19 protein-coding genes and 1 tRNA gene are annotated in these 25476 nt (G+C 43.7%); 7 read left to right on the top strand and 13 right to left on the bottom strand.

What is annotated here, in order from left to right; all coding sequences use genetic code 11:
• Nucleotides 1–117 precede the first annotated feature (117 nt).
• From HXT47_RS02020 to HXT47_RS02005, 4 genes are all read right to left on the bottom strand, one after another.
• Entirely contained in the window at nucleotides 118–885 is a 768-nt protein-coding gene (locus tag HXT47_RS02020; RefSeq protein ID WP_421789193.1) for an ABC transporter ATP-binding protein, read from the bottom strand.
• Nucleotides 886–887: 2 nt separating this feature from the next.
• Entirely contained in the window at nucleotides 888–2099 is a 1212-nt protein-coding gene (locus HXT47_RS02015; protein ID WP_421789191.1) for an FtsX-like permease family protein, read from the bottom strand.
• A gap of 38 nt (nucleotides 2100–2137) precedes the next feature.
• The gene (locus tag HXT47_RS02010; protein ID WP_004105286.1) at nucleotides 2138–2551 is read right to left on the bottom strand and encodes a DUF4418 family protein; all 414 of its coding nucleotides are present in this window, start codon (nucleotides 2549–2551) and stop codon (nucleotides 2138–2140) included.
• 142 nt (nucleotides 2552–2693) lie between these two features.
• A complete protein-coding gene (locus tag HXT47_RS02005; RefSeq protein WP_421789189.1) occupies nucleotides 2694–5660 on the bottom strand; it encodes an ATP-dependent helicase in 2967 nt (988 codons plus the stop codon).
• Between the two features lie 188 nt (nucleotides 5661–5848).
• Between HXT47_RS02005 and HXT47_RS02000 the strand changes: the two genes are divergently transcribed.
• The 4 genes from HXT47_RS02000 to HXT47_RS01985 all read left to right on the top strand — a co-directional run bounded on the left by HXT47_RS02000 (nucleotide 5849) and on the right by HXT47_RS01985 (nucleotide 11606).
• Nucleotides 5849–6430: a xanthine phosphoribosyltransferase gene (locus tag HXT47_RS02000; protein ID WP_004110321.1), complete on the top strand. Its 582-nt coding sequence runs from the start codon at nucleotides 5849–5851 to the stop codon at nucleotides 6428–6430.
• A 1136-nt stretch (nucleotides 6431–7566) separates the two neighbouring features.
• Entirely contained in the window at nucleotides 7567–8829 is a 1263-nt protein-coding gene (locus HXT47_RS01995) for an acetyl-CoA C-acyltransferase (RefSeq protein ID WP_421789187.1), read from the top strand.
• Between the two features lie 87 nt (nucleotides 8830–8916).
• Nucleotides 8917–10299: a hydroxymethylglutaryl-CoA reductase, degradative gene (locus tag HXT47_RS01990; protein ID WP_421789185.1), complete on the top strand. Its 1383-nt coding sequence runs from the start codon at nucleotides 8917–8919 to the stop codon at nucleotides 10297–10299.
• Nucleotides 10300–10334: 35 nt separating this feature from the next.
• Nucleotides 10335–11606 carry a hydroxymethylglutaryl-CoA synthase gene (locus tag HXT47_RS01985; protein ID WP_032835287.1) on the top strand — a complete coding sequence of 424 codons (1272 nt, stop codon included), beginning with the start codon at nucleotides 10335–10337 and terminating at the stop codon, nucleotides 11604–11606.
• A 412-nt stretch (nucleotides 11607–12018) separates the two neighbouring features.
• Here the strand turns inward: HXT47_RS01985 and HXT47_RS01980 are convergent.
• Nucleotides 12019–12103: transfer RNA gene (locus tag HXT47_RS01980), tRNA-Ser, on the bottom strand.
• 196 nt (nucleotides 12104–12299) lie between these two features.
• A complete protein-coding gene (gene serS / locus HXT47_RS01975; protein ID WP_004574030.1) occupies nucleotides 12300–13586 on the bottom strand; it encodes a serine--tRNA ligase in 1287 nt (428 codons plus the stop codon).
• A gap of 107 nt (nucleotides 13587–13693) precedes the next feature.
• Between serS and trxA the strand changes: the two genes are divergently transcribed.
• The 3 genes from trxA (at nucleotide 13694) to HXT47_RS01960 (ending at nucleotide 16914) form a co-directional block, all read left to right on the top strand.
• Nucleotides 13694–14035: a thioredoxin gene (gene trxA, locus HXT47_RS01970; RefSeq protein ID WP_421789183.1), complete on the top strand. Its 342-nt coding sequence runs from the start codon at nucleotides 13694–13696 to the stop codon at nucleotides 14033–14035.
• Between the two features lie 133 nt (nucleotides 14036–14168).
• Nucleotides 14169–15155 (top strand): G5 domain-containing protein, encoded by a 987-nt coding sequence (locus tag HXT47_RS01965; protein WP_410295666.1) that lies wholly within the window; start codon nucleotides 14169–14171, stop codon nucleotides 15153–15155.
• A 163-nt stretch (nucleotides 15156–15318) separates the two neighbouring features.
• Complete coding sequence (locus tag HXT47_RS01960) at nucleotides 15319–16914, top strand: MDR family MFS transporter (protein ID WP_410297130.1); 1596 nt, start codon at nucleotides 15319–15321, stop codon at nucleotides 16912–16914.
• A 56-nt stretch (nucleotides 16915–16970) separates the two neighbouring features.
• On the opposite strand, the gene HXT47_RS01955 is transcribed toward HXT47_RS01960, so the two are convergent.
• From HXT47_RS01955 to HXT47_RS01925, 7 genes are all read right to left on the bottom strand, one after another.
• Nucleotides 16971–17681 carry an HNH endonuclease family protein gene (locus tag HXT47_RS01955; protein ID WP_004574033.1) on the bottom strand — a complete coding sequence of 237 codons (711 nt, stop codon included), beginning with the start codon at nucleotides 17679–17681 and terminating at the stop codon, nucleotides 16971–16973.
• 51 nt (nucleotides 17682–17732) lie between these two features.
• Complete coding sequence (locus HXT47_RS01950) at nucleotides 17733–20297, bottom strand: ABC transporter (RefSeq protein ID WP_410294709.1); 2565 nt, start codon at nucleotides 20295–20297, stop codon at nucleotides 17733–17735.
• 268 nt (nucleotides 20298–20565) lie between these two features.
• Nucleotides 20566–21669 (bottom strand): LacI family DNA-binding transcriptional regulator, encoded by a 1104-nt coding sequence (locus HXT47_RS01945; RefSeq protein ID WP_004105321.1) that lies wholly within the window; start codon nucleotides 21667–21669, stop codon nucleotides 20566–20568.
• Between the two features lie 12 nt (nucleotides 21670–21681).
• Nucleotides 21682–22425 carry a ribonuclease HII gene (locus tag HXT47_RS01940; protein ID WP_421789180.1) on the bottom strand — a complete coding sequence of 248 codons (744 nt, stop codon included), beginning with the start codon at nucleotides 22423–22425 and terminating at the stop codon, nucleotides 21682–21684.
• 65 nt (nucleotides 22426–22490) lie between these two features.
• The gene (gene lepB / locus HXT47_RS01935; protein ID WP_004105326.1) at nucleotides 22491–23279 is read right to left on the bottom strand and encodes a signal peptidase I; all 789 of its coding nucleotides are present in this window, start codon (nucleotides 23277–23279) and stop codon (nucleotides 22491–22493) included.
• Between the two features lie 28 nt (nucleotides 23280–23307).
• Nucleotides 23308–23673, bottom strand: coding sequence for a 50S ribosomal protein L19 (gene rplS, locus HXT47_RS01930; protein WP_004105329.1), 366 nt, complete (start codon nucleotides 23671–23673; stop codon nucleotides 23308–23310).
• A 246-nt stretch (nucleotides 23674–23919) separates the two neighbouring features.
• Complete coding sequence (locus HXT47_RS01925; protein ID WP_174164207.1) at nucleotides 23920–25434, bottom strand: ATP-binding cassette domain-containing protein; 1515 nt, start codon at nucleotides 25432–25434, stop codon at nucleotides 23920–23922.
• Nucleotides 25435–25476 lie beyond the last annotated feature (42 nt).

Raw genomic sequence — 25476 nt, 5'->3', positions numbered from 1 at the left:
AAACCAGCCAAAACGCTCGCGCGAGTAACGCGCTCGCTTGCGAAACTCGCGTTGGAAGTCCACTGGACTTCCAACTTTAGCGAGTTTCCGGATTGAAGTGCCTTCGCGCGCTACGCTTCAAGCGCTCCGGCAAGTCAATCCGCAATCCATTGTGTATGTGCGATCCGCACAACGAGCAGCCTCAACATCGTGAGTTACCATGAGCACTGCCACACCATTTTTTGCAGCCTCGCGCAACATTTTCACCACTATGCGAGTATGCTCTAAATCCAAATCGCCAGTAGGCTCGTCAAGAATAAGGAGCTTCGGATTGTTTATTAGCGCGCGCACAATCATTACGCGACGCATTTCACCACCCGAAAGCTCACTTGGGTAGCACCACAGTAAATCTTCAATATGCAATTGCTTGCAAAGTTCTAACGCGCGAGTCTCGTTTGAATCTTCGCTTACTTCAGACTTACTTTCAGCAGACTTACTTACTTCACAAGTACTAGCTGCAATTTGCACAGGTAAAAGTATGTTGTCATGCACAGTAAGATTTTGCAAAAGCGTCTGCGATTGCGTCACAAAACCTATATCACATGCGCGCAAACGAGACATCTTGACATCACTAAAAGTGCGTTCAGAAATCTCTTCGCCGCAAACTTTTACACTTCCATGCGTTGGCTTCAATAACCCAGCAATCAAATTTAGTAAAGTAGATTTTCCGTTACCTGACTTTCCAACGATTGCCACAAAATCGCCGCTATTTAGCACAAAGCTCACATTATTTACTGCAAAAAATTTGTGCTTTCTGCGCATAAATTCGCGAGTTACACGAGTAAGTTCAACAACAGGTAAACTATCAAACTCATTACTTGGCAGTTTTTGACTCTTATCTTCCATACTTACTCACCTGACCTAAGTGTCAAATACGTTTCGCGCATAGCAATACGCAATGTAGTAAGCGCTGAAGCTACAACAACTGCAACAAGCGCAAATAGCACAGACACTAACATAAGCACTGCTACTGGTAGAGCAGTCACTTCCAAATACGGAAGCTGCAATTGTTCAGAAATAAGAGAACTGTAAGGGAACAATATAAGACTTGCAGACGCAACACCCAATACTCCGCCAACTAAGCCAAGTATCGTAGATTCTCTAACTACAACACCTAAAAGCATATTTCTTGTTGTGCCAAGTATGCGAAGAGAAGCAAACTCTTTTTTACGCTCGTTTACAGATGTTGAAAACACTGCAACTAAAACTAGCAATCCAACTAGCCAGCACGCAGCAATTATAAAAGTCAACGTGCGAGTAAAAACACCAAGATTAGCTTGCGTAGTTGCTGTAATTCCGCCCGGAAAAACTATGCCAATGCTTGAAAGACCAGTTGTTTTACGGATATTTTTTGCAACTTCTTTCGCGCTGTAACCTTTTTGTACTTTTACAAGAACTGCAGAAACTGCTTTTTTAGCATATTCCTTTGGAATAGCGGTATGCCCTACTTTCGTTGAATACTCAACTACTTGCGGCACACTTTCGCGTCGCACAAACACTGAATTATCAATGCTTGTGCCGGTTTTTGCAAGCTGCGCAGCTACAGGCCATTGGTGTCCAAAAAGACGAACAGTATTCATATAAGACACGATTACATTTGCGCCAGCAATCATCTCGCCTTTTTGTAACTTCTGCTTATGTTGAGAATAAATCCAAGGACCTATAACAAAATCAGAATCGGAATCAAAACCAATAATTTGTAATTTTTCAGCGCAACATCCTGCAGAAAGCGAAGAAATATACGTTTGTGCACTCGCCTTTTGCACACCCGGAGAGCGTCTTACTAAATTCTCAATATCGTTAGTGAAATAAAAAGTGCTTGAACCACTGTTTGTAAGCAGCGCTTCTGCTTTAGTATGCGTACCTTGAGGGATAACCATAATATCGGCTCCCATGCGTTCTCGCATACTGTTCAAGCCGCGTTCAAGATTCATAGAAATCAGCGAGCCGCCGAAAAATATTGCAGACAAGCACGCAGATACAACAATAAGTGCAGCCGTGCGCAATGGCTTGCGTTTAAGATTTTCCAGCGGCAATCGCTTTAGCGTAATAGTGCGCATAATTTTGCTTTGTTAAGCTTTTCGAACTATTTGAACTATTAATTTTCTTTATTATCCAAATACACGGAAACAGCTGCGAACACTAATGCGAGCACAGACAGAACAATCAGTGTTGGACGCATAACCGATGCACAGTGCATCATTGGGCTCTTGCACACGCCAATAAGGAATGTTGTAACAGCGAGCATAAGCAAAGCGTTCACAACTACAGCAATATTTAAACCAATGCGAACATTTTCTTTAACAAATAGCGCAATAATTCCAAGTACTGCAATAACTAAACCAATTCCAACGGCTGCACGACCTGTGTAGTAGCATGCCATAGGTTGCATCATCATATGCATTTTGTGCATGCCTCCGGTTGAGCATGGCTTTGCAAACGTCAATGGTGCAACGGCAATAAGCAGGCCGAAAATAATTGCAGGAATTGATGCGAATAATTTGTTTTTCATAATTTATACCTCATGAAATGTATGTTTTTATTTTTTAGTGTCACATTTTCGTTAATGCAACACGCTTCTCAGCGCTCACACCAGCAAACGCCACGTCCTTGTTAAAAATTTATCTTACATTAAAGTGCATAAATAAAAGATTTTACAATTTTTCGATTGGTGCAACTCTAAGCATTAGTCGCTTTACTCCATCGGAGCCGAAATCGACTGTAATAATTGAGTTTCTGCCCTTATCTTGCGTTGCTAACACGGTTCCTAAGCCGTAAGTATCGTGAGTAATTTTGTCGCCAACTTGGAAGTCTTGAATATTTAGATGATTGTCTTTATTCATAACTGCAGAAGTTGAACCAACTTTTGTTGCGCTTGTTGAAGTCGCAGTTTTTGCAGTAACTTTGCGCGTTTTTACTGCACTTGACTTAGACCAATTCGATTTAGAATAAGACGAGCCGTAAGACGAGCCATAAGAAGATCCGTAAGACTTGCTATAAGACTTTCCGTAAGAAGAGCCGTAAGACTTAGAGCCATACGATTTATTTCTTCCGTAAGACTTAGAGCCATGCGACTTTTCAGAACCGTAACTGCTTCCACCATAAGTTGTTTTTTCACTAAACGCATCGCTATAATCGTCATCCCAGCCACCGAAATCGCCACCGAAATCACTATCAAAATCGCTATCGAAATCATCGCCGCGTCTAGACGAAGCGCCCCAACGCTCAACATCAGACTCTCTGCGCTTCCAATCAATCAAATTATCTGGAATCTCATCCAAAAACTGGCTTGGAAGCATATCTTGAGCCTGCCCCCATTGCGCACGAACAGCAGCACGAGTAACATACAAACGCTGCTTAGCTCGAGTAATACCAACATAAGCAAGACGACGCTCCTCGCAAAGCTCGCCATCGTCTTCCAAAGCGCGAGAATGCGGAAAAGTTCCCTGCTCCATGCCAGTTAGGAACACAACCGGATACTCCAAGCCCTTAGCTGTGTGAAGCGTCATCAACGTAACTTTACCAGTGTCCTCATTTTCATCCGGCAATTGATCCGAATCAGCCACAAGCGCCGTCGTTTCAAGGAATCCAGCAACACTAGCATCCGGTGTATTCTGCTCATACTCAGCTGCAACCGACTGCAATTGCGACAAATTATCCACGCGAGCGGCATCTTGAGGATCTTCAGAACGTTGCAAATCCTCCAGCAAACCACTGTCGTTCAGTATGCTGTCAATAACTTTAGAAGGTTTCGAGTCATCGTTTTGCATACAAGTAATTAAATTGTGCATAAGCTCACGGAACTCTTTAAGCTTGGTTGCAGTGCGAGTTGGCATGCCTTCGATTGACTCCAAATGCTCCAAAGCTTGCCAGAAGCTAACTCCTTGTGTTTGAGCGTAAAGCGTTAGCAAAGCCTCCGCACGCGCTCCAAGCCCACGCTTAGGCACATTCAAAATTCGGCGCATATTCACATCGTCATCCGGGTTTGCCATAGATTGCAAGTATGCGAGCGCATCTTTTACTTCGCGACGCTCGTAAAACTTCGTGCCGCCAACAAGTTGATACGGAAGACCTGCTTTAACGAACGCATCTTCCAGCGAACGAGACTGTGCATTAGCGCGATACATAATCGCCATATCCGAATAAGCAACACCCTCCTCACCTGCTAATCGCGCTATTTCTTGCGCAACCCAAGCTGCTTCCTGTTGAGCGCTGTCTGCTGCATAACCGGTAATTGGAGCGCCCTTACCTAATGCAGTCCACAATTTTTTAGGCTTTCGTCCTTGATTATGCGAAATAACTGCGTTTGCAGCATCCAAAATAGTTTGCGTAGAGCGATAATTTTGCTCAAGCATAATAGTTGTAGCGTTTGGAAAATCTTTTTCAAAGTCTTGAATATTGCGAATATCTGCTCCGCGAAAAGCGTAAATCGACTGGTCGGAGTCACCTACAACTGTGATTGATGCAGGAGTGCTATTTTGCTGAGATGCATTTGCGTTATTTTGCTTTACATACGCACTATTTTGTTTTACATCCACTCCTGCAAGCTCGCGAATAAGCTCGTATTGAGCGTGATTCGTATCCTGGTACTCGTCTACGAGAATATAGCGGAACTTATGGCGGTAATATTGCGCAGCTTCTGGTACTTCGCGCATGAGTTGCACAGTTCGCATAATTAAATCGTCAAAATCAACCGCATTTGCTTGAGATAAACGATGCTGATATTCCGCATAAATAGTTGCGTAAACAGCTTCAGAATTGCCAGCGTGCGCAATTTGTTGACCTGCAACACCCGGCTTGTAATCGTTAGCATACATGTCTAGTTGCTCACGCCAAGTGATTAAACTATTTTTGCAATCCGAAATCTTGCCCAAAATGCTGCGTGGCGTAAAACGCTTAATATCAACGTTAAGCTCTGTTGCAATAATTTTTACTAATCGCTCGCAATCGGAAGTATCGTAAATAGAAAAGCCTGATTTTAAGCCAATATACTGTCCTGATCTGCGAAGTATTTTCACACATGCAGAATGGAACGTCGAAACCCACATAGTATTTGCTTCGCTGCCAATAAGATTGCTTAAACGTTCACGCATTTCGGCAGCAGCTTTGTTTGTAAACGTGATAGCAAGGATTTGGCTTGGCCAGGCACCTTTTTGGCTTAATATCCAAGCTATTCTTCGCGTAAGAACTCGCGTTTTGCCGCTTCCAGCTCCTGCTCCAATAAGCAGTGCCGGTCCGTCGTATTGGACTGCTTGAGATTGTTGCGGATTTAAGCCGTCGAGTAGTTTTTGCGCGTCAACTGCAACTCTAGAATGTGCAGAATTTTGGGAATATTCTTGAGATTCTTGAGATTCTTGAGGAGACACTTCTTCTTGAGGAGGCACTGATTCTTGATCAGACGCATATTCTTGCTGCGTAAAATCAGGCTCTTTAGCGTAAGCGTCAGCATACTCGTCGTAACTGTAGTTGGCATAATCATTCGCATCCGCAACATTCTCGTAAAAATGATCGTCAGAATCGAACGAATCAACTGGATTCCCCAACAAATCACTTACATATCCATAATCGCTATCTTTTGCACTCATATTTGCATTCATACTTGCGCCCATACTTACGCTCATACTTGTACTCCATTGATGCTGCCAATTACCTACGTTTTAGCTTCAGCAATAAAACGCCCCCACGTTTTAATTGCGCACGTATCTAATCAGGTTTACCACATGCTGCAGTCGTTTTTACTCGTATTGTGTCACGAACGTGGGTATGCTTGAGCGTACTGCAAGTAATTGTTCGTAAGAAGGGGCGCATCGTGCAAGAATTGGAAGAACGCATTCTCCAAGATGGTATCGTAAAACCAGGCAATGTATTAAAAGTAGACGCTTTTTTGAACCACCAGTGCGATGTGAATTTATTTGATCATATGGGAGCCGCTTGGGCTGAGCATTTCCGCGACGCAAATATTACTAAGATTCTTACGATTGAGGCTTCTGGTATTGGAATCGCATGTGTTGCAGCACGCCATTTTGGTGGAGTTCCTGTGGTTTTTGCAAAGAAAGCTCAGTCAATTAATCTCGATGGCGACCAATACGTATCTACGGTATTTTCTTTTACAAAGCAGCGCGAGTTTCCGGTGATTGTGTCACGTAAGTATTTAAGTGCGGAAGATCGCGTGCTTATTTTGGATGATTTTTTGGCGAACGGCAAAGCTCTACAAGGATTAATCGACATTTGCAATCATGCTGGAGCTAGCGTTGCAGGCATTGGAATCGCTATCGAAAAGGGCTTCCAAGGTGGCGGAGATGCGCTTCGTGAAGCCGGATATGACTTGGATTCGCTGGCGATTGTTGACGCGATGGATCCTGTTGATGGGTCGATTTCGTTCCGTAAGTAGCAAGTGCGCTAGCTTATTTGCAATATTCTTGCGTATCGTCTATGAGTTTTGACTGGTGTTCTTGTTCTTTTGTTTTGACGAGGCTGGAAAATTTGTGTTTGCGTTTATAGCGCTCGTACACTTTGCGTGTACTCGCTGCCGAGCTCAAGTTGAAAGCACACTGTGCTTTCAACTTGAGCAAGCTCACGCTCCGAGTTGCCTTCGCGCGCTACGCTTTAAGCGCTCAGGCAGGTCGTCGCGCCCAGTCCTTCGTCGCTTTAACTGTTAAAGACTTTACTGTCTGCTTTGTTCTTAAAAAATGTTGCTTCCTCAGTCCTCTTTTAGTGCTCATAGAGAAATCCCCCAAACTCTGCGTGTTTAATCTTTAATAACCGTGCTCATCGCAGAGATTTTTCGATTTTTCTTCTTCGCTTGGCGAATCAGCAGCCTGCGGCTCTGACGTTCGCCGCGCTCAGTGCGAAAAATCTCAAATCTCTACCGCACGAATATTTGTTCCGACCAAGCAATTCCTATCTCCCACTACTAGTAAAACCGCTAGTGTTTTGTGGTGTGGTAGGAGTGTCTGGCGTGATGTGTGCAGCAGCAATGACGTTAGTTGTTCTTGAACAACAGGTAATCAGTGTCTGCAGAACATTATTGCTAAAGTTCACTAAGCAATAAGTAATCGACGTTAGCAAAGCATTACTGCAAAGCTACAGACGCAACGTCTGCAGAGCACAGGCGCAAAGCTACAAAACCACTTTTCGCAGAAGCACTGGCGCAAAGCTTCAGGAGGTTTGGGAAAATACGACCCTTAATTTACACGAGCGCAAAGTTTATGCCAGATTCAGGCGCGTAGCCGACCATTACTTTACACGACTGTAAAGTTTCTGCCGCTATTTGGCGAGCAAACGACCGTTACTTTACAACGCTGTAAAATTTATGCCGCTTTCAGGCGCGTAGCCGACCGAAACTTCACACCGCTGTAAAGTTTATGCCGGATTCGGGTGAGCGAACTCACTGAAGCACGTTTAATTGTGAAGGAAACGAGAAAAATTTTTCGCAAATGGTAATTTTGTCGAAAAATACGATAAAGTAGTCCGGTTGGTATACTTCAACACGTATTGCAACAAACAATTGATTAGGTGGCTAAACATATGACTGATGTGGTGATTGCAAGCGCTGTACGTACGCCTATTGGCAAATTCGGCGGCAGCTTATCTTCGCTTTCCTCAGTTGATTTAGGAACAATCGCAGCAAAAGCAGCAATAGAACGCGCTGGAATTAGCTCACACGACGTGGATCAAGCTATTTTTGGAAACGTATTACAAGCAGGCAGCGGACAAAACGTTGCTCGCCAAATTGCGTTAAAAGCAGGCTTAGATACTTCTAGCTGCGCAATGACAATTAACGAAGTATGCGGATCCGGTTTAAAAGCAGTGCGTTTAGCACAATCCGCAATCGTTATGGGAGATGCGCAAGTTGTTGTTGCAGGCGGCACTGAGAGCATGAGCAACGTACCGTTTTACGCAACTAATTCGCGATTTAGCGGACACAAATACGGGAATTTTGCGCTTATTGACGGTTTGCAACGAGACGGCTTAAACGACGCTTTTACTGGCGACGCAATGGGCGTTACTGCAGAAAATGTTGCAGCAAAATTTGGTATCACTCGCGAAGCACAAGATATTTTTGCACTTAAATCTCACCAAAAAGCTGTTGCCGCTATTAAACGAGGCGATTTTGCTTCTGAAATTGTGCCAGTAACGCTTGCAAACGGAACTGTTATAACTCAAGACGAGCATCCTCGCGAAGATACGTCTTTAGAGCAGTTGTCGAAATTGCGCACGCTTTTTAAAGCATCGGAAGAAACTTCGGGCGCGACTTGCGAAGTTGGCAAGAACGAAATTAGCGAGAACGAAGTTTGCAAGCACGAATCGACTGTAACTGCCGGAAACGCAAGCGGAATTAACGACGGAGCTGCAGCTCTAGTGCTTATGAGCAAAGATTACGCGCAAGCGCACGGAATTGAATATCTTGCGCAAATTGTGGGATTCGCAGAAGGCGGAATCGACCCAGATTTAATGGGATATGCTCCAAAACATGTGATGGAACGCATGCTAAATGCGACCGGTAGCAGCGTTGACAACATTGACTTATTCGAAATAAACGAAGCGTTTGCAGCGCAAAGCATTGCCGTTTCGGAGCAACTTCATATTGACGAGTCAAAACTAAACGTACGCGGTGGAGCAATTGCACTCGGTCATCCGCTGGGCGCTAGCGGAGCTAGGATTTTGACGACGCTTATATACGCTTTGCGAGATAGCAATAAGTTAAATGGAGTTGCTGCGCTGTGCGTCGGCGGCGGAATCGGCGTTTCTATGCAAATTAGAATGCGAAACAATCAAGCCAAAATGTAAAACAATAAAGTCAGACTGCAAAACAACTAAGTCAGAATGCGAAGCGATCAGAAGCATTCGTAGTCTACAAATCATGAGGTGATTTCGATGACTGCTTTTCGCGAATTAAGCGTGGAAAATCGCATAAAAACCTTGCAAAATGAGGGCGCAATTAACGATGCTGATGCAACATTTTTGCTTAAACAGTTTGCGGAAAGTTCTGATACTACAATTCCTGCAGACGTTGCAAATCATATGATTGAGCATCAAATTGGAAAGTATACGCTGCCGGTTGGCGTTGTGCGTGGGCTGATTGTGAACGGCGAAGTGCGGGACGTGCTGGTTGCAACCGAAGAGCCGTCCGTGATTGCAGCTGCGTGCAATGGGGCGCGGATTGCGGCGGAGACTGGCGCTGGATTTGACGCGGCGACTGACGTTGGATTTGACGCGGCGACTGACGTTGGATACGGAATTATTGCGCGCTCCCCACAATACGTGACTACAGCGCAAATAGCTTTTGAGGACGCAGACGGGAGCGTGGCGGCGCGCTTGAGCAGAATCGTTGAAGATAAAGAAAAGGTTGCAGAACTGTTGCGCATTGCAAACGAGTCACACCCATCAATGAGTAAAAGGGGTGGCGGCGCGCGAAAATGCCGCGCTTCAGCTTTGCACGGCTTCGCAAAGCTCGAGATTGACGTAGACACATGCGACGCAATGGGCGCCAACACAGTAAACACTATGGGCGAAGCCGTCAAAGCCCAGCTGGAGAGCTGGCTCGGCGTGCAGGCGCTAGTGGCAATACTCACAAACACCAGCCGCGTTGCCACCACAGCAGAAGTGCATATACCGGTTGAAGCACTGGCATCCAGGCGGCTGGAAGACTCTGAGCGAGAGAGCGAAGGAAAACGCCTTGCGCGCCGAATCGCGGCATTGAGCGCGCTTGCCGCCAGCGACCCTGCGCGCGCCGCCACGCACAACAAAGGAATCCTAAACGGAATCGCAGGAGCCGCGCTCGCGTCAGGAAATGATACGCGAGCGCTAGAATCGGCAGCACACGCGTGGGCGGCGCGCTCCGGTCGCTACCTACCACTGTCAAAGTGGAACACCGAAACTTTAAACGGAAAAACCATACTCCATGGCAGTATTGAAATTCCGCTACAGATCGGCATTGTTGGCGGCTCAATCTCATCGCTTCCAATGGCAAAACTCGCGATCAAAATCGGCAATTACAAAAACGCAAACGACTTTAGAAACACGCTTGCCGCGCTCGGTTTGGTACAAAATCTTGCGGCTCTTCGCGCACTAGCAGGCCCTGGAATTCAAGCAGGTCATATGGCATTACAGTCGTCAAACCTAGCAATTGCAGCAGGTGCCAAAGGTGCGGAAATCGCGGAAATCGCGCATGATATTTTGCAACTTAGCCCTGCAGAAAGAACTACAGAAAAAGTTATGCAATTACTTCAAAAGTTACGAGAATCAAGTAAAAATTAAGAAAAATTAAGAAAAATTTAGGAATTTTAGGACAAATGAACACACAAAATACCGAAACATCAGCAACCACAACCTCCGCAACCACTCCCCTTGCCGTCGGCATCGACCGCATCTCCTTCGCAACGCCGCACTATTACCTAAACCTCGAAGAACTGGCGGAACACCGTGGAATCGACCCTAACAAATTCACAATCGGAATCGGTCAAAGCGAACAATCTGTGCCACCAAATCACCAAGACATCGTCACTCTCGCCGCGCAAGCTGCCCTCCCACTGCTACCCCACATCGATAGCAATCGCCTCAAAATGCTAATCGTCGGCACAGAAAGCGGCGTCGACGCAAGTAAATCGAGTGCTCTGTACGTTCAAAATCTGCTAAAACTCACGCCGTGGGTGCGCTCTATTGAAGTAAAAGAAGCTTGCTACGGCGGCACCGCGGCTTTGATGATGGCATGTGACTACGTGCGCGCGCACGCCGAAAAAAATCCGCAAGTGCTTGTTATTGCAGCCGATATTGCGCGCTACGGTCTTGCTACACCTGGCGAAGTAACGCAGGGAGCAGGGGCTGTAGCAATGCTTGTGAGCGCGAACCCGCACGTGCTTAAAATTAACGACGATAGCGTTGTGAAATCCGCTGATATTCAGGACTTTTGGCGACCTGTTTACCAAGACACTGCGCTTGCTCGCGGAAAGTTTTCGACTGAGCAATACATACAATTTTTCTGCGACGTGTGGCAAAAATATTGTGCGCAAAACAGTTGTAATTTCAATGATTTTGCAGGGTTATGCTTCCACTTGCCGTATACGAAAATGGGTTTGAAGGCGCTTAAGGCTGCGATGGATTCTTGCGATAATAGCAACCTAAGCGAGTCGTCGCGCAATCGCTTACTTTCGCGCTATGGAACCAGCACGAAGTACAGCCATCGCGTAGGCAACATCTATACGGGTTCCCTGTATTTGGGATTGCTGTCTTTACTTGAGTTAGACGAATTTACTTGCGAAAATAGTAATCTTACTGCACTTAAAAGCGGCGATAAGATTGGGCTATTTTCTTACGGCTCCGGCGCTGTTGGTGAATTTTTCAGCGGCACGATTGCGCCAGGATTTAGAAATGCGCTGTTTGCGCGCGAGCATGCGGATATGCTTGATTCGCGCGTGCGTTTAAGCGTTGCTGATTACGAGGAGATGTTTGAAAGCGTTGCGCCTTACGCTCCGGAAGATTTCGAAAGCAGCACGTCTTGCCGCGAAGGTGCGAACTTCTTCCTTGACGCAATCACTTCTCAAGAGCGTCATTATTCCACGCGCTAAAATCGAGCGAGCGCACGTTTCAATCGGATTCTCGCGCGCAACCGACCGTTCCTTTACACCCACGTAAAGTTTCTGCCGTTTTTTGGTGCGTAGGCGGCATAAACTGTGCGCTGCTGTAAAGTTTCTGCCGTTATTCCGCGCACAACCGACCGTTTCTTTACACCGCTGTAAAGTTTCTGCCGCAATTTGCTAATTTCCCGAGCTCGGCGAATTAAAAAAGCTTCAAGCGCGAAATGCAGCAACACAAACCTGACACACTACGTTAAACACACTAGCCCACACTTTCTGCGTCTTTATTGACGCAGAAAGACCTCACTTGCGTTGGAAGCACACTGTGCTTCCAACCCTGAGCAAGCTCGGCGAATTAAAAAAGCCTAAAGCAATTTCACATGCTTTAGGCTTAGTTAATTCGCGGATGAGGCGAGATTCGAACTCGCGGTAGGTTTCCCTACAACGGTTTTCAAGACCGTCTCCTTAGACCGCTCGGACACCCATCCATTTGCGCGCGAAAGCAATCAAATTGCCGCTTTTAACGCACAAGTGGTAAGCATATCATCACGTATAGAACGCAACACACAACACCCAGATTCAAAAAACTTATCAACTAAAAAACAAAGCCCAGGTAATTTCCCGGGCTTTATAGTTAATTAAACGATTTTTTGAAACAAACGCCGTGTTTGTGCACGAGCAAACTCACGCTTCCCACTTAGTTGGCTCAATGACTTCCTTGCCACCCATATAAGCCTGCATAGCCTTCGGAATATCAATCGAACCATCCTCATGCTGATGATTTTCCAAAATAGCCACAAGCCAGCGAGTAGTAGCCAAAGTGCCGTTAAGCGTACTAACTGGACGAGTTCCACCATCTTCCATACGTTCACGCACATTCAAGCGGCGAGCCTGATACTCAGTGCAGTTAGAAGTAGAAGTAAGCTCACGGTAACGTCCTTGCGTTGGAACCCAAGCTTCGCAATCAAACTTACGAGCGGCAGAAGAACCAAGGTCACCTGCAGCAGTATCAATAATGCGGTAAGGCACTTCTACCTTAGCAAGCATTTCTTGCTCCATGCCTAGCAACTTCTGATGCTCAGCGCGAGAATCTTCCTGCTTGCAATAAACGAACATCTCAACTTTATCAAACTGATGCACGCGAATAATACCAGAAGTATCCTTTCCAGCAGCACCAGCCTCACGACGGTAGCAGCTCGACCAACCGCAATAACGCAAAGCACCATTGCTTAAGTCAAGAATCTCATCCTCGTGCATGCCAGCCAAAGCAACCTCGGAAGTACCGACCAAATACTGATCATCTGGCTCGCGCAAACGGTAAATCTCGTCCGCATGAGAATTCAAGAAGCCAGTTCCGCGCATTACTTCCGGGCGCACAAGCGTTGGCGTAATCGCAAGCGTAAAACCGTGCTCTTCGGCTTGATCGACAGCCATAGTAAGCATTGCGATTTGCAAGCGAGCCACAGCACCGCGCAAGAAGTAGAAGCGAGATCCTGCAACCTTCACGCCGCGACGCATATCAATTCCAGCAACTCCAGTTCCAAGAGTCAAATGATCCTTTGGCTCGAAACCTTCTGCTGCAAAATCGCGAGGTGTGCCAACCTTCTTAACTACAACATAATCGTCTTCTCCGCCTTCTGGAGCTTCATCTTCAACGATGTTAGAAAGCTTCCACATTGCTGTAGTGTAGTCGGCAGTAGCTTTTTCGGATTCAGCTTTGTATTCTGCAACCTTCGACGCTAATTCTTTAGTTTCAGCAATAAGCGCAACCTTTTCCTCCGCGCTAGCTGTTGCAACCTTCTTACCAATAGCTTTTTGCTCAGCGCGAGCCTCTTCAAAAGCCTTAAGAGCAGTACGACGCAAGTCATCGTTGTGCAATACTTCATCGACGAGCTCAACGGATTCACCGCGCTTGCGCTGCGATTCCTTAACTACGTCGGCATGTTCACGAATAAATTGGATATCAAGCATGACTCCTAGCCTAGTGCCGCAAGACGACAGATAAGCGCACTATCGACAACATTTATGCAAGGCGGCACGTACAATAAAGCAAATACGCAAAATATTGAGGGAGTAATATGGCAGCAATACATGCTACTACAGAAAATTTTGAGAAGATTGCTTCGACAAATGAAATAGTTGTTGTCGATTTTTGGGCAACGTGGTGCGGTCCATGCAGGTCTTTTGGTCCTATTTTTGAGAAGGTCAGTGAAAAATATCCCGAAATTCCTTTCGTAAAAGTTGATATTGACGAAAGCAACGAGATTGCTACAGTTGCTCAAATCCAAGCTGTCCCAACAGTAATGGTTATTAAGCGCGGCGAAGTTATTTATAGACAAGCTGGAGCATTACTAGCTTCTGATTTAGAAGATTTGGTTGAACAAGCTAAATCTTACGAATCTGCTGATTCTGAATCCTGATTTATAGACTATGCCATGAGATATAATATGTGAGGTTTTGCATATACGTTTTGCACATACATTTTAGTTTTATTACTCTACGTTGCGAGCGTTTGCAAGTATCAATAGAGTAATTGCAGAAATAAGGAGGGTTATGGCCAGTCACCGTAAGCATACTGTTACGCTTGGTTCACTCAGTTTACGACAGTGGGCTAGAGTTAGCGCGGTTATTTTAGGCTTCATTGCTTTGGTGATACTTGGTTTTGCCTCGCGAGATTTTTACACTTCGTCTAAAGGTCACGCTGTTCAGGTTACTTCTTATTCGGCAACCGATTCTTCGCAAGTTTCTCGTAGTGCTAGCCGTCGCATGTTGCATGATAGCGCAACTTCATATGTTAACGTTGTTATAAATGGTCATCATCGTACTATTTTGGGCAATAATTTCACTGACGTAAAATCCGTTCTTGATGCCGGAGATATCACTCTTGAGCCACACGATGTTGTTACTCCATCTCTTACAACTAAAGTTAGCGAATCAACTGTTATTACTATTAATCGTGCAGGCGCAAAATTAGAAAATTCCGACGACCCAATCGCGTTTAACGTCGTTAAGAAGGAAACTGCTGCACTTCCAAAAGGTACTGAGAAGGTGCAAAGTGAAGGCGTTAACGGCGTAATGGAAACAGCAAAAATAGTTACTCGAACTAAGGGAAAAATAGTTTCCTCTAATATTTTTGCTTCTTATGTTAAAAAAGCTCCAAAAGATAAGGTTATTCTTGTTGGAACTGGCGGTTCTTCTGCCGGACTTGGCTTAGCTGCTTCTATCGGCACGACTGTTCCTGCTGGCGAGATGCAACAATGGGCTCACGATTGGCTTATTTCTAACGGTTATAGTGAAGCTGATTTTACTGCAACAGTATTTATTATTTCTCATGAATCTGGCTGGCGCGTAAACGCAATGAATCCTTCTGGAGCTTACGGTTTACCTCAAGCTTTGCCAGGCGGAAAAATGGCTTCTGCCGGAGCTGATTGGGCTACTAACTATCAAACTCAGCTCCGCTGGTTCTGGAATTATTGCAATGGTCGTTATGGCTCCATTCAAGGCGCTTACAATCATTGGCTTTCCTACCACAGCTACTGATTAGAATCAGTCTAGATATTATTGTTTTGCGCAAATTAAGTCTTACAATTTTTCGTTGTAATAGATAAGAGAATAGACTTAAGTCGATTGACTTTTGCCACCTATGCTTAAAAATATGCTTAAGAAAAACTACGTTTAAGAATAAAAAGGATGTTTTATTTTGATGCACTCAACATGGCTGTCTAATAAAAGCCAAAATCTCAGCCATGCGCTAACAGGCGAAGAAGCATACAATAACAATCGTCTTACACGTCCTGCTTTAATTTCTCTTGCTATTCTTACGTTTATTACATTTATTGGCAATTTCGCACAATTACAACTTACTGCAGCATTGCCAACAATAGTTCAAGAATTTGGCATAAGCGTCACAACTGGTCAGTGGCTTACTTCTATTTTCCAGCTGATTATGGCAATTATGGTTCCACTTACAGCATTTTTAACAAGACGCTTTTCTACTCGCCAAATTGTTATTACTTCCATGTCGCTTTTTACTTTTGGCTCCGTACTTGCATGGCTTAGTAACGACTTTATGATGGCACTTGTTGGTCGAACTCTTGAAGCTATTGGCACTGGCGTAATGTGGCCTGTTTTACAAATTACCGTATTCTCCGTCTACCCTGTTACTCGCAGAGGTGTGGCAATGGGAAGCGTTGGCATGGCTATGAGTATTGCTCCAGCAATCGGTCCTACTATTGGCGGTTTGCAAACTGATATTAATGGATGGCGTTCTATTTTCTGCTCTCTTACTATTATCGGAGCGATATCCGTCGTTTTAGCAGTATTTTTCTTGCATAATTTTGGAGAACATGATCTTAACGCGCATGCTGATTTCTTCTCGGTTGGTCTTTCGGTTATCGGCTTCGGCGGACTCATGTTTGGATTCACTAATATTGAAGGATGCGGAATTTCCCACCCATTATCTTGGGCTCCTATGATTATTGGTGCTTTTGGAATTGCTTGGTTTGTTATAAGGCAGTTGCGAGCGCAAAAACGCGGTCACACTCCTCTTCTTGGTCTTAATGTGCTTAAAAACCGCTACTTTATGGTAGGTACTATTTGCGCTTGCCTTACATTTTTTGCTTTCAGCTCAATTATGGTGCTTATTCCGCTTTATATTCAGTCTGATCGTGGTTTTTCAGCAACTATGAGCGGCTTAATTCTGCTTCCTGGAGCGTTCGGCATGGCTATTTCGCAGTATTTTGGTGGTCGTATGCTAGATCGCTTTGGAGTGCGCCCAGTTGCTATGGCAGGCTCTATTATTCTGTTTTTTGGCACTGTAATGATGAGTCTTATTGACATGGATACGTGGATTTGGTGGATTTCCATTTGGCAGTTTACTCGCCAAATTGGCATGGGATTCTTGCTTATGCCAATAACTACGTGGTCACTTAATTGTTTGCGTAAGGAAGAGCTTGGCGACGGTTCGGCTGTAACTAATACTATGCGTCAGCTTTGGGGCGCTATTGGAGCACCTGTTTTAGTAGTTACAATGACAGTATTGACAACTCTTCACCATTCTGGCACAGGTCACGCTGCCGATATTGCTGCTAGTATTTTTGGAGTTCAATGGACTTTGCGCATTAGTGCTATTATTACGGGAATTATGGCTCTTATCGTTATTTTTGGAGTCAAGGGCGAAGGCACAGGTTCTGCTCACAATCTTGCGCGTAGAGCTATTGACCGTATGCGCGTTTTGCATATTCCTCATTCAGCAGAGCATCACGACGTAATGCACGATCACACCCATAATCATTACTAAATGCTTATTAAACGCTTACTAAGTCGCTTTTAAGGATACTAGACTGAGCAAAATCCTTACTTTGGCAATTTCTGTGCAGAACAGTTATGCAATACGCTTTCCATACTCTGCTTTTCTTCGCGAGTTACAGTTAAACCATATTTATATTTAACAGCTATTTGCCTAGCAACATATTCGCACCTAAAGGTTTTGTTTGAAGGAAGCCAGTAAGCTGCGGACGCGGAACCTTTTTCTTGATTAGCAGCTCCTTCAACCGCGAGTAGATTCATCATATCGTTGCCAAATTTTAATCGTTTTGCACGATTCCATTTCCATGCTCCAGATTCCCACGCATTTTGTAATGCAACAACATGATCTATTTGAATTAAGGCACTAGTTTTTCGCCCACGCACGAAGTTGATATCTTTGCCAGTATACGGATCATGCAACAAGCCGAAACGCACTTGGCAAGATCCTGCGTACTTGTATTTCACATTTTGTAAATCACGCGCTAAAACATCTTCCCTAACGTCACATCCGTTACCGTCATCGTCAGTAGTACGATATCCAAATACTTGACGCTCGTACCCGTAACGATAAGGCTTAGATATACGCAATTTTTTCAATGCTTGCGCAGCTTCTCCGCTTGCTTCATATTCTCCTGTAATCTTCCCAACGTTACTGTTTATTTTAGGAAGCAACAAGCCAATAACAATCCCACATAAAACAGCAAACAACAGCATCCAAAACAGCGCAAGAAACTGCCTCTTGTTACAACGATTACGCATGTCCAGTCCCCCAACCCAACTTATGCATATTCTATATTTTTTAAATTAAAGTTAGTTACTGCTCTTAACTCTCATAACAGACGGTATTCTTTGTAAAACAACATCTACAACTTGCTGAATCATAATTACAAGCAAAACCATTGCCATAACAGCATAAACAGTGCTCCATGCTGGAATATTAGCTGGAACTGGATGGATAGTGTGAGAAACCACTAGTGCTGCTACAGAAATGCTAATTAACGATATAGCAAGAACAAGTGCCGACATGCCTCCACTTTTACGAGCCAAACGCATTCTTTGTTGAGAAACTTTATGCATTGAAGTAACCATTCGATTAACGCAATGCTCACCTTGCCTAAATGCAAGTACTTCATCGATACCAAGTTCAATATCACTTACTTCATTCTCAACTTCATGTTGTTCAATGCGCACTTTATTTGCAATATGCTTGGAGCGTATAAGTAAGTATCGAGGAACAATAAACATAATAAACACGCACGAAGCAATAGCTACATAAGACAAATTCGCATCGAAATAGTACAAAACAACCATAAGCGGCACAACTGCAAATATCATTCCAACATTCATGCTGATATGAGCTTTATGCCAACGTTCGTGATGCATATCTACACCTGCAAATGTTGTAACAAGAGTTAATGCACGAACTGCCATACAAGCAACAGCAACAAGCACACACTGTTGCATTACAAAACCAAATATTGGACGTCCTGCAACAGCAAACATTGCTGAAACAATAGCAACAGGAATACATACTGCAGAAACAAGATTGAGAGCAGTACTAAACATTGATATAAAAGCAAAAATAGCACGTTTGAACTTTGAGATTGTTCTCACTTCATAAGTGTAAGCAATACTTGCAATAGAAGAAATATGCTTGTTTTTATTAGGATCTTGCTGAGCTTGCTCAACGTTTTGCGAGTTTCGTGAGTTTTGCGAGTTCTGAGATTCGTTTAATTGATTTAGTTGCGTAATATTTTTAGAACTATCATTAGCAACATGACGATACGATTCTACAGTTGCTATTTCATCAGTTGCGCTAATTCCAGCATCATTTGGCATTAACACTATTACATTCGCATAACGCGCTATGCGACGCAATATTTTAACAATTTCTTCAGCTTCATGATTGCTAATATCACATTGGGAATAATCAAAAACGTACACTTTAGTGTGTCTTAAAATTGCTCTAGCAAGAATAACACGACGCTTTAAATCTTCAGAATTATAGGATGCTTCAGGATTATTAAAAAGTCTATCTATTGGCATATCTAGACCGTCGTAATCGGCATAAACAACGCCATCTATTCGCACAGCTCGCAATGCATCCCACATCGCAGTAGTCGTAGCTGTTGGAGCAGCCAAAAGTAAGTTTTCTCGCAATGTTGTGGAAAATAGATGACTTCGCTCGCTAACTATAGTAACAATATCTGCTAAAGCTGCAGAACTTGCATCATTCAACGACAAGTAAGATGCACTATCGTTTGCGTCAAATACTTCAGAAACTACAAATGGAGAAACGTCGTCTTCATGAATATCATAACGGTCGCTATAAGAAAGCAATATGTCAGCAGATTTGTTAAAACCTGTACCAGAAAGTATTTTCTCACGCATAACATGATGATATTTACTTGGAATAACTTGCAATTCACCAGATTTTGCAATTATCGATAAACGCTGAGCTTCATTAGTATTCGCATTATTTTCCAAAATATTGCATCGCATACGCAAAGCAATATTGGTTGAGCCATCAGGCAAAGATAATGTTGAACCATCGTCACTAAATGCTATTGGAGCAGGAGAATCAGTAACCATTTTTAACAATGTTTCAACATGATCCAAACCATGAACAGCATGCTTAACTACATGCATATTCTTACCAACAATTCTCAGTGGCTGGACGCTTAACATTAACAAGGGCATTGTTAACAGAGCTGCAGCAAGACCTACACCTTTAACGGAAGATAACCAAACAGTTGCAACAATTGCGAGTCCAGCAATAACATAGGCAAATAACGCACTTACACAACGCCACGATACTGGGCTTAGTGCCAACGAGAATATAAGAGAAGCGACATTAAACAATGCAGCTAATGCGCAAATCCCGGCTATAGCAGGGTTAACTGTAAATAGTGCTGCAGAAACAACCACAGGAACAGGAATAGCTGCAATAATTTGTGGAACTAAAGAAGCAACAAAACTTTGTATTGCAAAAATATCTTCATTTACACGCAAAGAAGTAATGTCATGAGAATCTTCAATATCTACAGAACGTAGAGATAACATTGCGTGCAACATTTTAGGGCGCAAACGCATAGCTATTCGCGACTCAATTTCTGCACAAACAGTACACGACCAGTAAAAAACTGCATATTTCAGCAAAATAATAGCAGCTAAAGCAATAATGTAAGACGTAAATTCAACAGAACTCATTAAAGAAGTTCCAGTAGAACGAACAGGTCTTAATACTGGAGACAACATCCCAACGCAAACGTAGACAAAAGCTATGTTTACAAGATAAGAAATCGCAAGACACGCCGACCTTAAAATAACTAGATGCTTAATTCCTGGCACGAACGCAAAGCAGCGATTTATCATCTCCTGATCCTTTTCTTTATTCCATATTTATTCAAAAACCACACACTCCCAACTGATGTTAAGATTACGCTTCACACACACCATCAACACGCCGGCATCCGCGTAATTATGCTGATTTTAAGCCATTTTGCCAGATATTAGCATTAAGAAAATAAAGTTGTTTCACAACTGTTTCACGCAATATTTAAATAATCAAAAAAATAATTAAAAATACCATTCTTAATTCTATTCTCGATAATTTTTAATGCAATTTTTCACAATCGCAAAATTATCTCAATACGGCACCAATAGAAGAACGCAATTTTAAGCCAGCAGGTATTTGCCCAACTCCATGAGACATATCTGGGAATGCTGGCTCAGGCCCATGATTCATTAATCTCAAAGCTTCACGCACTGCCAACGACCCTAATTGCTGCATATCGAGACTCACAGTTGTAAGAGGTGGGAAAAAATCACTTATTGCCGGAATATCGCCGAAACCAACAACACTAATATCACTCGGAATTTTCAAACCGTGCTCATACAAGGAACGCACAACTCCTACTGCCTGCTCATCGCTTGAAGCAACAATAACAGTCGGCAATGCAATGCCATCTATGCCAAATTTCTCAATCATATGATTCATTCGCGCGTAACTTTCAGAAGACTTCCACGAAGTACATTGCACAATATGCGAATGAATACCTTGAGCAGTTGAAAGTGAACGCCATGCAATGAGTCGCGTTGCAGCACCTCTCCATTGCGAAGGACCTGCTATATAAATGGCATTTCGATGTCCATAATGCGCAATAAGTGACACAATATCGTTCATTGCGCGAGATTGATTAATACCAATCATTGAATACTCAACGTTGCTATGAGAACGCAACATATTCATGCCTTCATGCGCGCTTATTGCACCATGAGTAGCAGTAACGCATACGCACGGCTTAAGAATACGCGTACGACACAGTGACGTAAATATTGCATCTGTTGGAGCGTCAATTATTAATCCGTCGACATTTTGCTCTTCAAAACTCTCGCATAAATCTTGAATATCACTTTGTTCACATAATGTTTCGTTGACCATGCTAATAGAAAGAAAAAGACCACGAGATTTTGCTTGCGCTTCTATAGGAGCAATAATGTTTCGAGATGTTCTATTTTCTGCACCAACGATAAGCCCTAAAGTACGCGATTTCTTAGTTGCTAATGCGCGTGCTGAATTACTCGGATAATACCCAAGCTGCTCAATAACTCGCAGAACTTTAATTCGCGTGCTAGCAGAAACATCAGGAGAATTATTAATAACGCGAGAAACAGTTTGATGACTTACACCAGCAGCGTGCGCAACATCGATCATTGACACGCGTTTTGCTTCATTTTTTGCCATATGCACCCTCGCTTATAAATGCCAAGACAGTCTATGCAAATCGCTAGGACCTACTTTTTTAATGGCATTGCGATGAGCTAAAGAACCGTAACCCTTATTACTTGCCCAATCGTAGGCTTCATATTGCGGATTTTTAGCAAGAGATACCATAAGATTATCCCTAGTAACTTTTGCCAAAACTGCAGCTGCAGCTACGCTCGCGCACTGCCTGTCTGCTTTTACTAAAGTATGAACTTTTACAGGCTCCGGAACGTAAGGAGCGTCAAAAGTATTTGCGACTTTGTCAATATAATCGCAAGGTCCATCCAATATTGCGGCAATACGAAAGTTTGAATTCGCACGCGTATTCGCACGCGTATTCGCATTTACGCTAAAACTTAGCTTTTTAATATCTTCTTCAACTTTAGAAATTGCTTTTAATGCAGCGACACCAAGCGCATAGCTAATACCCCACTCATCAATTTCTGTGTTAGTGCAAGACCCGACTGCCCAAGTTGTACACCATTTTTGCAACGGTTCATAAAGCTCTTCTCGACGCTTTTCGCTCAACAATTTAGAATCAGCTAAGCCTTCAGGCATATAGTTTTCTTTTACTTGTTTAATTCCAATAACTGCAGCTCCTACCATCACAGGACCTGCAAGAGAGCCTCTTCCTACTTCATCAAGACCAATAACCCAATCATAGCCTTCAGAAAGCAGATCTTGCTCATATTTAAATGATGGAACAAGCGGTATATTGGATGATTTATTTGGCATAATTGAAATCAGTTGATATAAGTCGCGCTAATATAATTTCGTTAATACTCATTGCGCTAATACTTTTATTTTGCAGGACGATCAGGCACATTGTTAAAATCATCATGATGTTCGTCTAAAAGACCAATTCGATCAAGCGGCCACGATCTAAACACAGCAACGCCCTCGATTTTGGAAATAGGAACTAAACCGTCATCGCCATCATTGCGATGGTATCGTGAATCTGCAGAATTAGAACGATTATCACCCAAAACAAACACGTGACCGGCTTTGACTTTTACTTTAAACGGAAAAGCACTCGGGTCAACACCAGGACGAATATAGGAAGATTCTCGTATTGGAACACCGTTCACAACAATAGGCTGCCCAGCGCCTTTACATTCAACAGTATCTCCAGGCAAACCAATAAGACGCTTAATTAAATCCTTGCCAACAGCACCGGAAGAATTTTCACCACTCAACCAATGTGCAGGATCCTCAAAAACAACAATATCTCCACGTTTTAATGGGAATAAGCGCGGAGTTAGCTTAGTCGTAATAACATAATCGCCAATATGAATAGTATCTAGCATAGAGCCAGAAGGAATTGTGTAAGCTCCAAATAGGAACACACGAATAAGTATCACTACTAATACTGGAATACCGAACCATGTTATAGCATCGCGCAAAGTTAGGCGGTCATTTTTAGCACGCTTAGAATGTGCAAAATGCTTACCTTTTCTATTTTTGCGCTTAAACATGCGAGAGCCGGAAGGTAAATCTCCTTCCGGCTCTGGTGGAACCGGTGAAGGATCTATACCATGACCCGCTACTGAAACGATATGAGTATCGCTAATTTGCGTGTCATCAGTCATAACAAATACCCTTCACATAAGTTCCATTTTACTTAGCAGAGTTATCGCGACGCTCGGCAATACGAGCAGCCTTACCACGCAAAGCGCGCAAGTAGTAAAGCTTAGCGCGACGAACGCGACCGCTACGAACCAGCTTAATCGAATCGATAGCTGGAGAATGAAGTGGGAAACGACGCTCAACACCAGTGCCGAAGCTCACCTTACGAACAACGAAAGTTTCACGCACGCCAGCACCCTTACGAGCAATCACAACGCCGGTGAAAGTCTGAATACGAGTGTTGTTGCCTTCCTGAATCTTAACATTGACATCAACGGTATCGCCAGGACGGAAAGCTGGAATTTCTTCAGCAGCCTTAAGATGCTTAGCATCAAATGCTTCTACAGCATTTACCATAATATTCCTCCATCGCCGCCGCATATCGACGCATAGTAAGCGTTAGCAACAAATGTGCTACGCAATTCTTTCCCCAAAAAGTTCGCTTTTTAGGGGGCTTCCGATCCGCGCAATCTTAAATAAGAAGCGACTAGACCTAAAAGATAAAAGAACTATGCGGCATCCCTTTATCGAAAGCATACAAATACCAAATTATGCTCAATAATGGACATTATTGAGCATAATTCCGCACTATTCTGCACTATTTCAGCGCACAACTCCATCGAGAGGAGCAGTTTCAACTGTACGAGTCAACTCGTCATCATCAGCGTCATAATCAAACAACTCGCCGTAACGACCCCAGCTAATTGCAATATCAAACTGCTGACGTGCCAAAGCATCCGTGTGCTTACTGCGCAACAAATCCAAAATCAGCTCGCCACGAAGCTTTCCGTTACGATTCCTACTCAAAGCTTGATCAATTGCGTGCACAAGAGGTGCATGTTCAATCGCAAGACGAGCAAAAACTTGCTTACTGTGCAAAATATCGGCATTATGCCACTCTTCACCCTCAGAAGTAATAGTAATATGACCGTTTTCTGCAGTAAGTAAATTAAGCATCGTGCCCGCATCGACAAGTGGGAACAAATCATCAATCTCAAACGACAAATCAGCTGCCAAATCCGCCAAATCAATGCCATCTGGGTTTTCAGAAATCACGTCAAGCAAACCAGCCATACCACCTGGTGTAGCGTTTGGAAGCAAATGAACAGCCACAGGCTCTGCCTTTACCTCACCTGCTTCAGCTTCATCCTCACTTTGCTTATCTTCATCTTCATCGTCATGGTGGCGCTGAATAAGCATATCTGCAATTGCTGCAGCTTCGTTATCTTCAGCATCTTCATTAGTTGCATTATTTGCTTGATCTTGAGAATCAGCATCTTCGGAAGCGTCTTGCTCTGCAGCGCTTTCTGGAGCAGAACCAGTCAAAATAGCATACAGATTATCAACCATCGCTTCAAATTCAGCACTGTGCTTATCTCGAGGACGAGGCAAATCAACATTCACATCAGCAATTAAGTGACCTGGATGAGATCCAAGAACCACAACGCGATCAGCCATTTGCACAGCTTCTTCAATATTGTGCGTCACAATAAGCACAGACTTAATATCTCGCTCCTCGCTAGACCACAGCTTAAGAACTTCCTGACGCAAGTTTTCTGCAGTAAGCACATCGAGAGCAGAGAATGGCTCGTCCATAAATAATGCATCCGGTCGTAGCACCAACGCGCGCGCAATACCAACTCGCTGACGCATACCGCCGGAAAGTTCCTTAGGATATGCTGTTTCAAAGCCGTCCAAACCGATTGCGTCAATTGCAGCTAAAGCAAGCTCAGTACGCTTTTCTTTACTAACGCCTCTAGCACGCAAACCAAGTTCCACATTGTCTTGTACTGTAAGCCACGGCATAAGAGCGAAGGTTTGAAATACGATTGCAACACCTGGGTTTGGACCTGTCAGCTCGCGTCCGCGATACGTTACTGTGCCTTCTGTTGGCTGCACAAGACCAGCCATTGTGCGTAGGAAAGTTGATTTTCCAGCACCAGAACGTCCTAATATTGCTACGATTTCACCTTCGCGAAGGGTGAAAGAAATATCGTGCAAAACGTGCTGAGTAGTGCCACTGTCAGAAGTGAAGCTTTGACTGATGTGCTTTGCGTCGATAATATCGCTTGTAATTGAGGATTGCACTTTTTTTGCATTGCTCTTTAAAGTATTCATAATTTTGCCAATCTTTTTCATAAAATTTTGTTATTTTAAGCG

It is taken from the genome of Gardnerella sp. DNF01205 (assembly GCF_049244135.1).
GTDB classification, from domain to species: domain Bacteria; phylum Actinomycetota; class Actinomycetes; order Actinomycetales; family Bifidobacteriaceae; genus Bifidobacterium; species Bifidobacterium leopoldii.
Note: the sequence above shows the minus strand (reverse complement) of the source record. Positions and strands in the feature narration are given on the sequence as shown.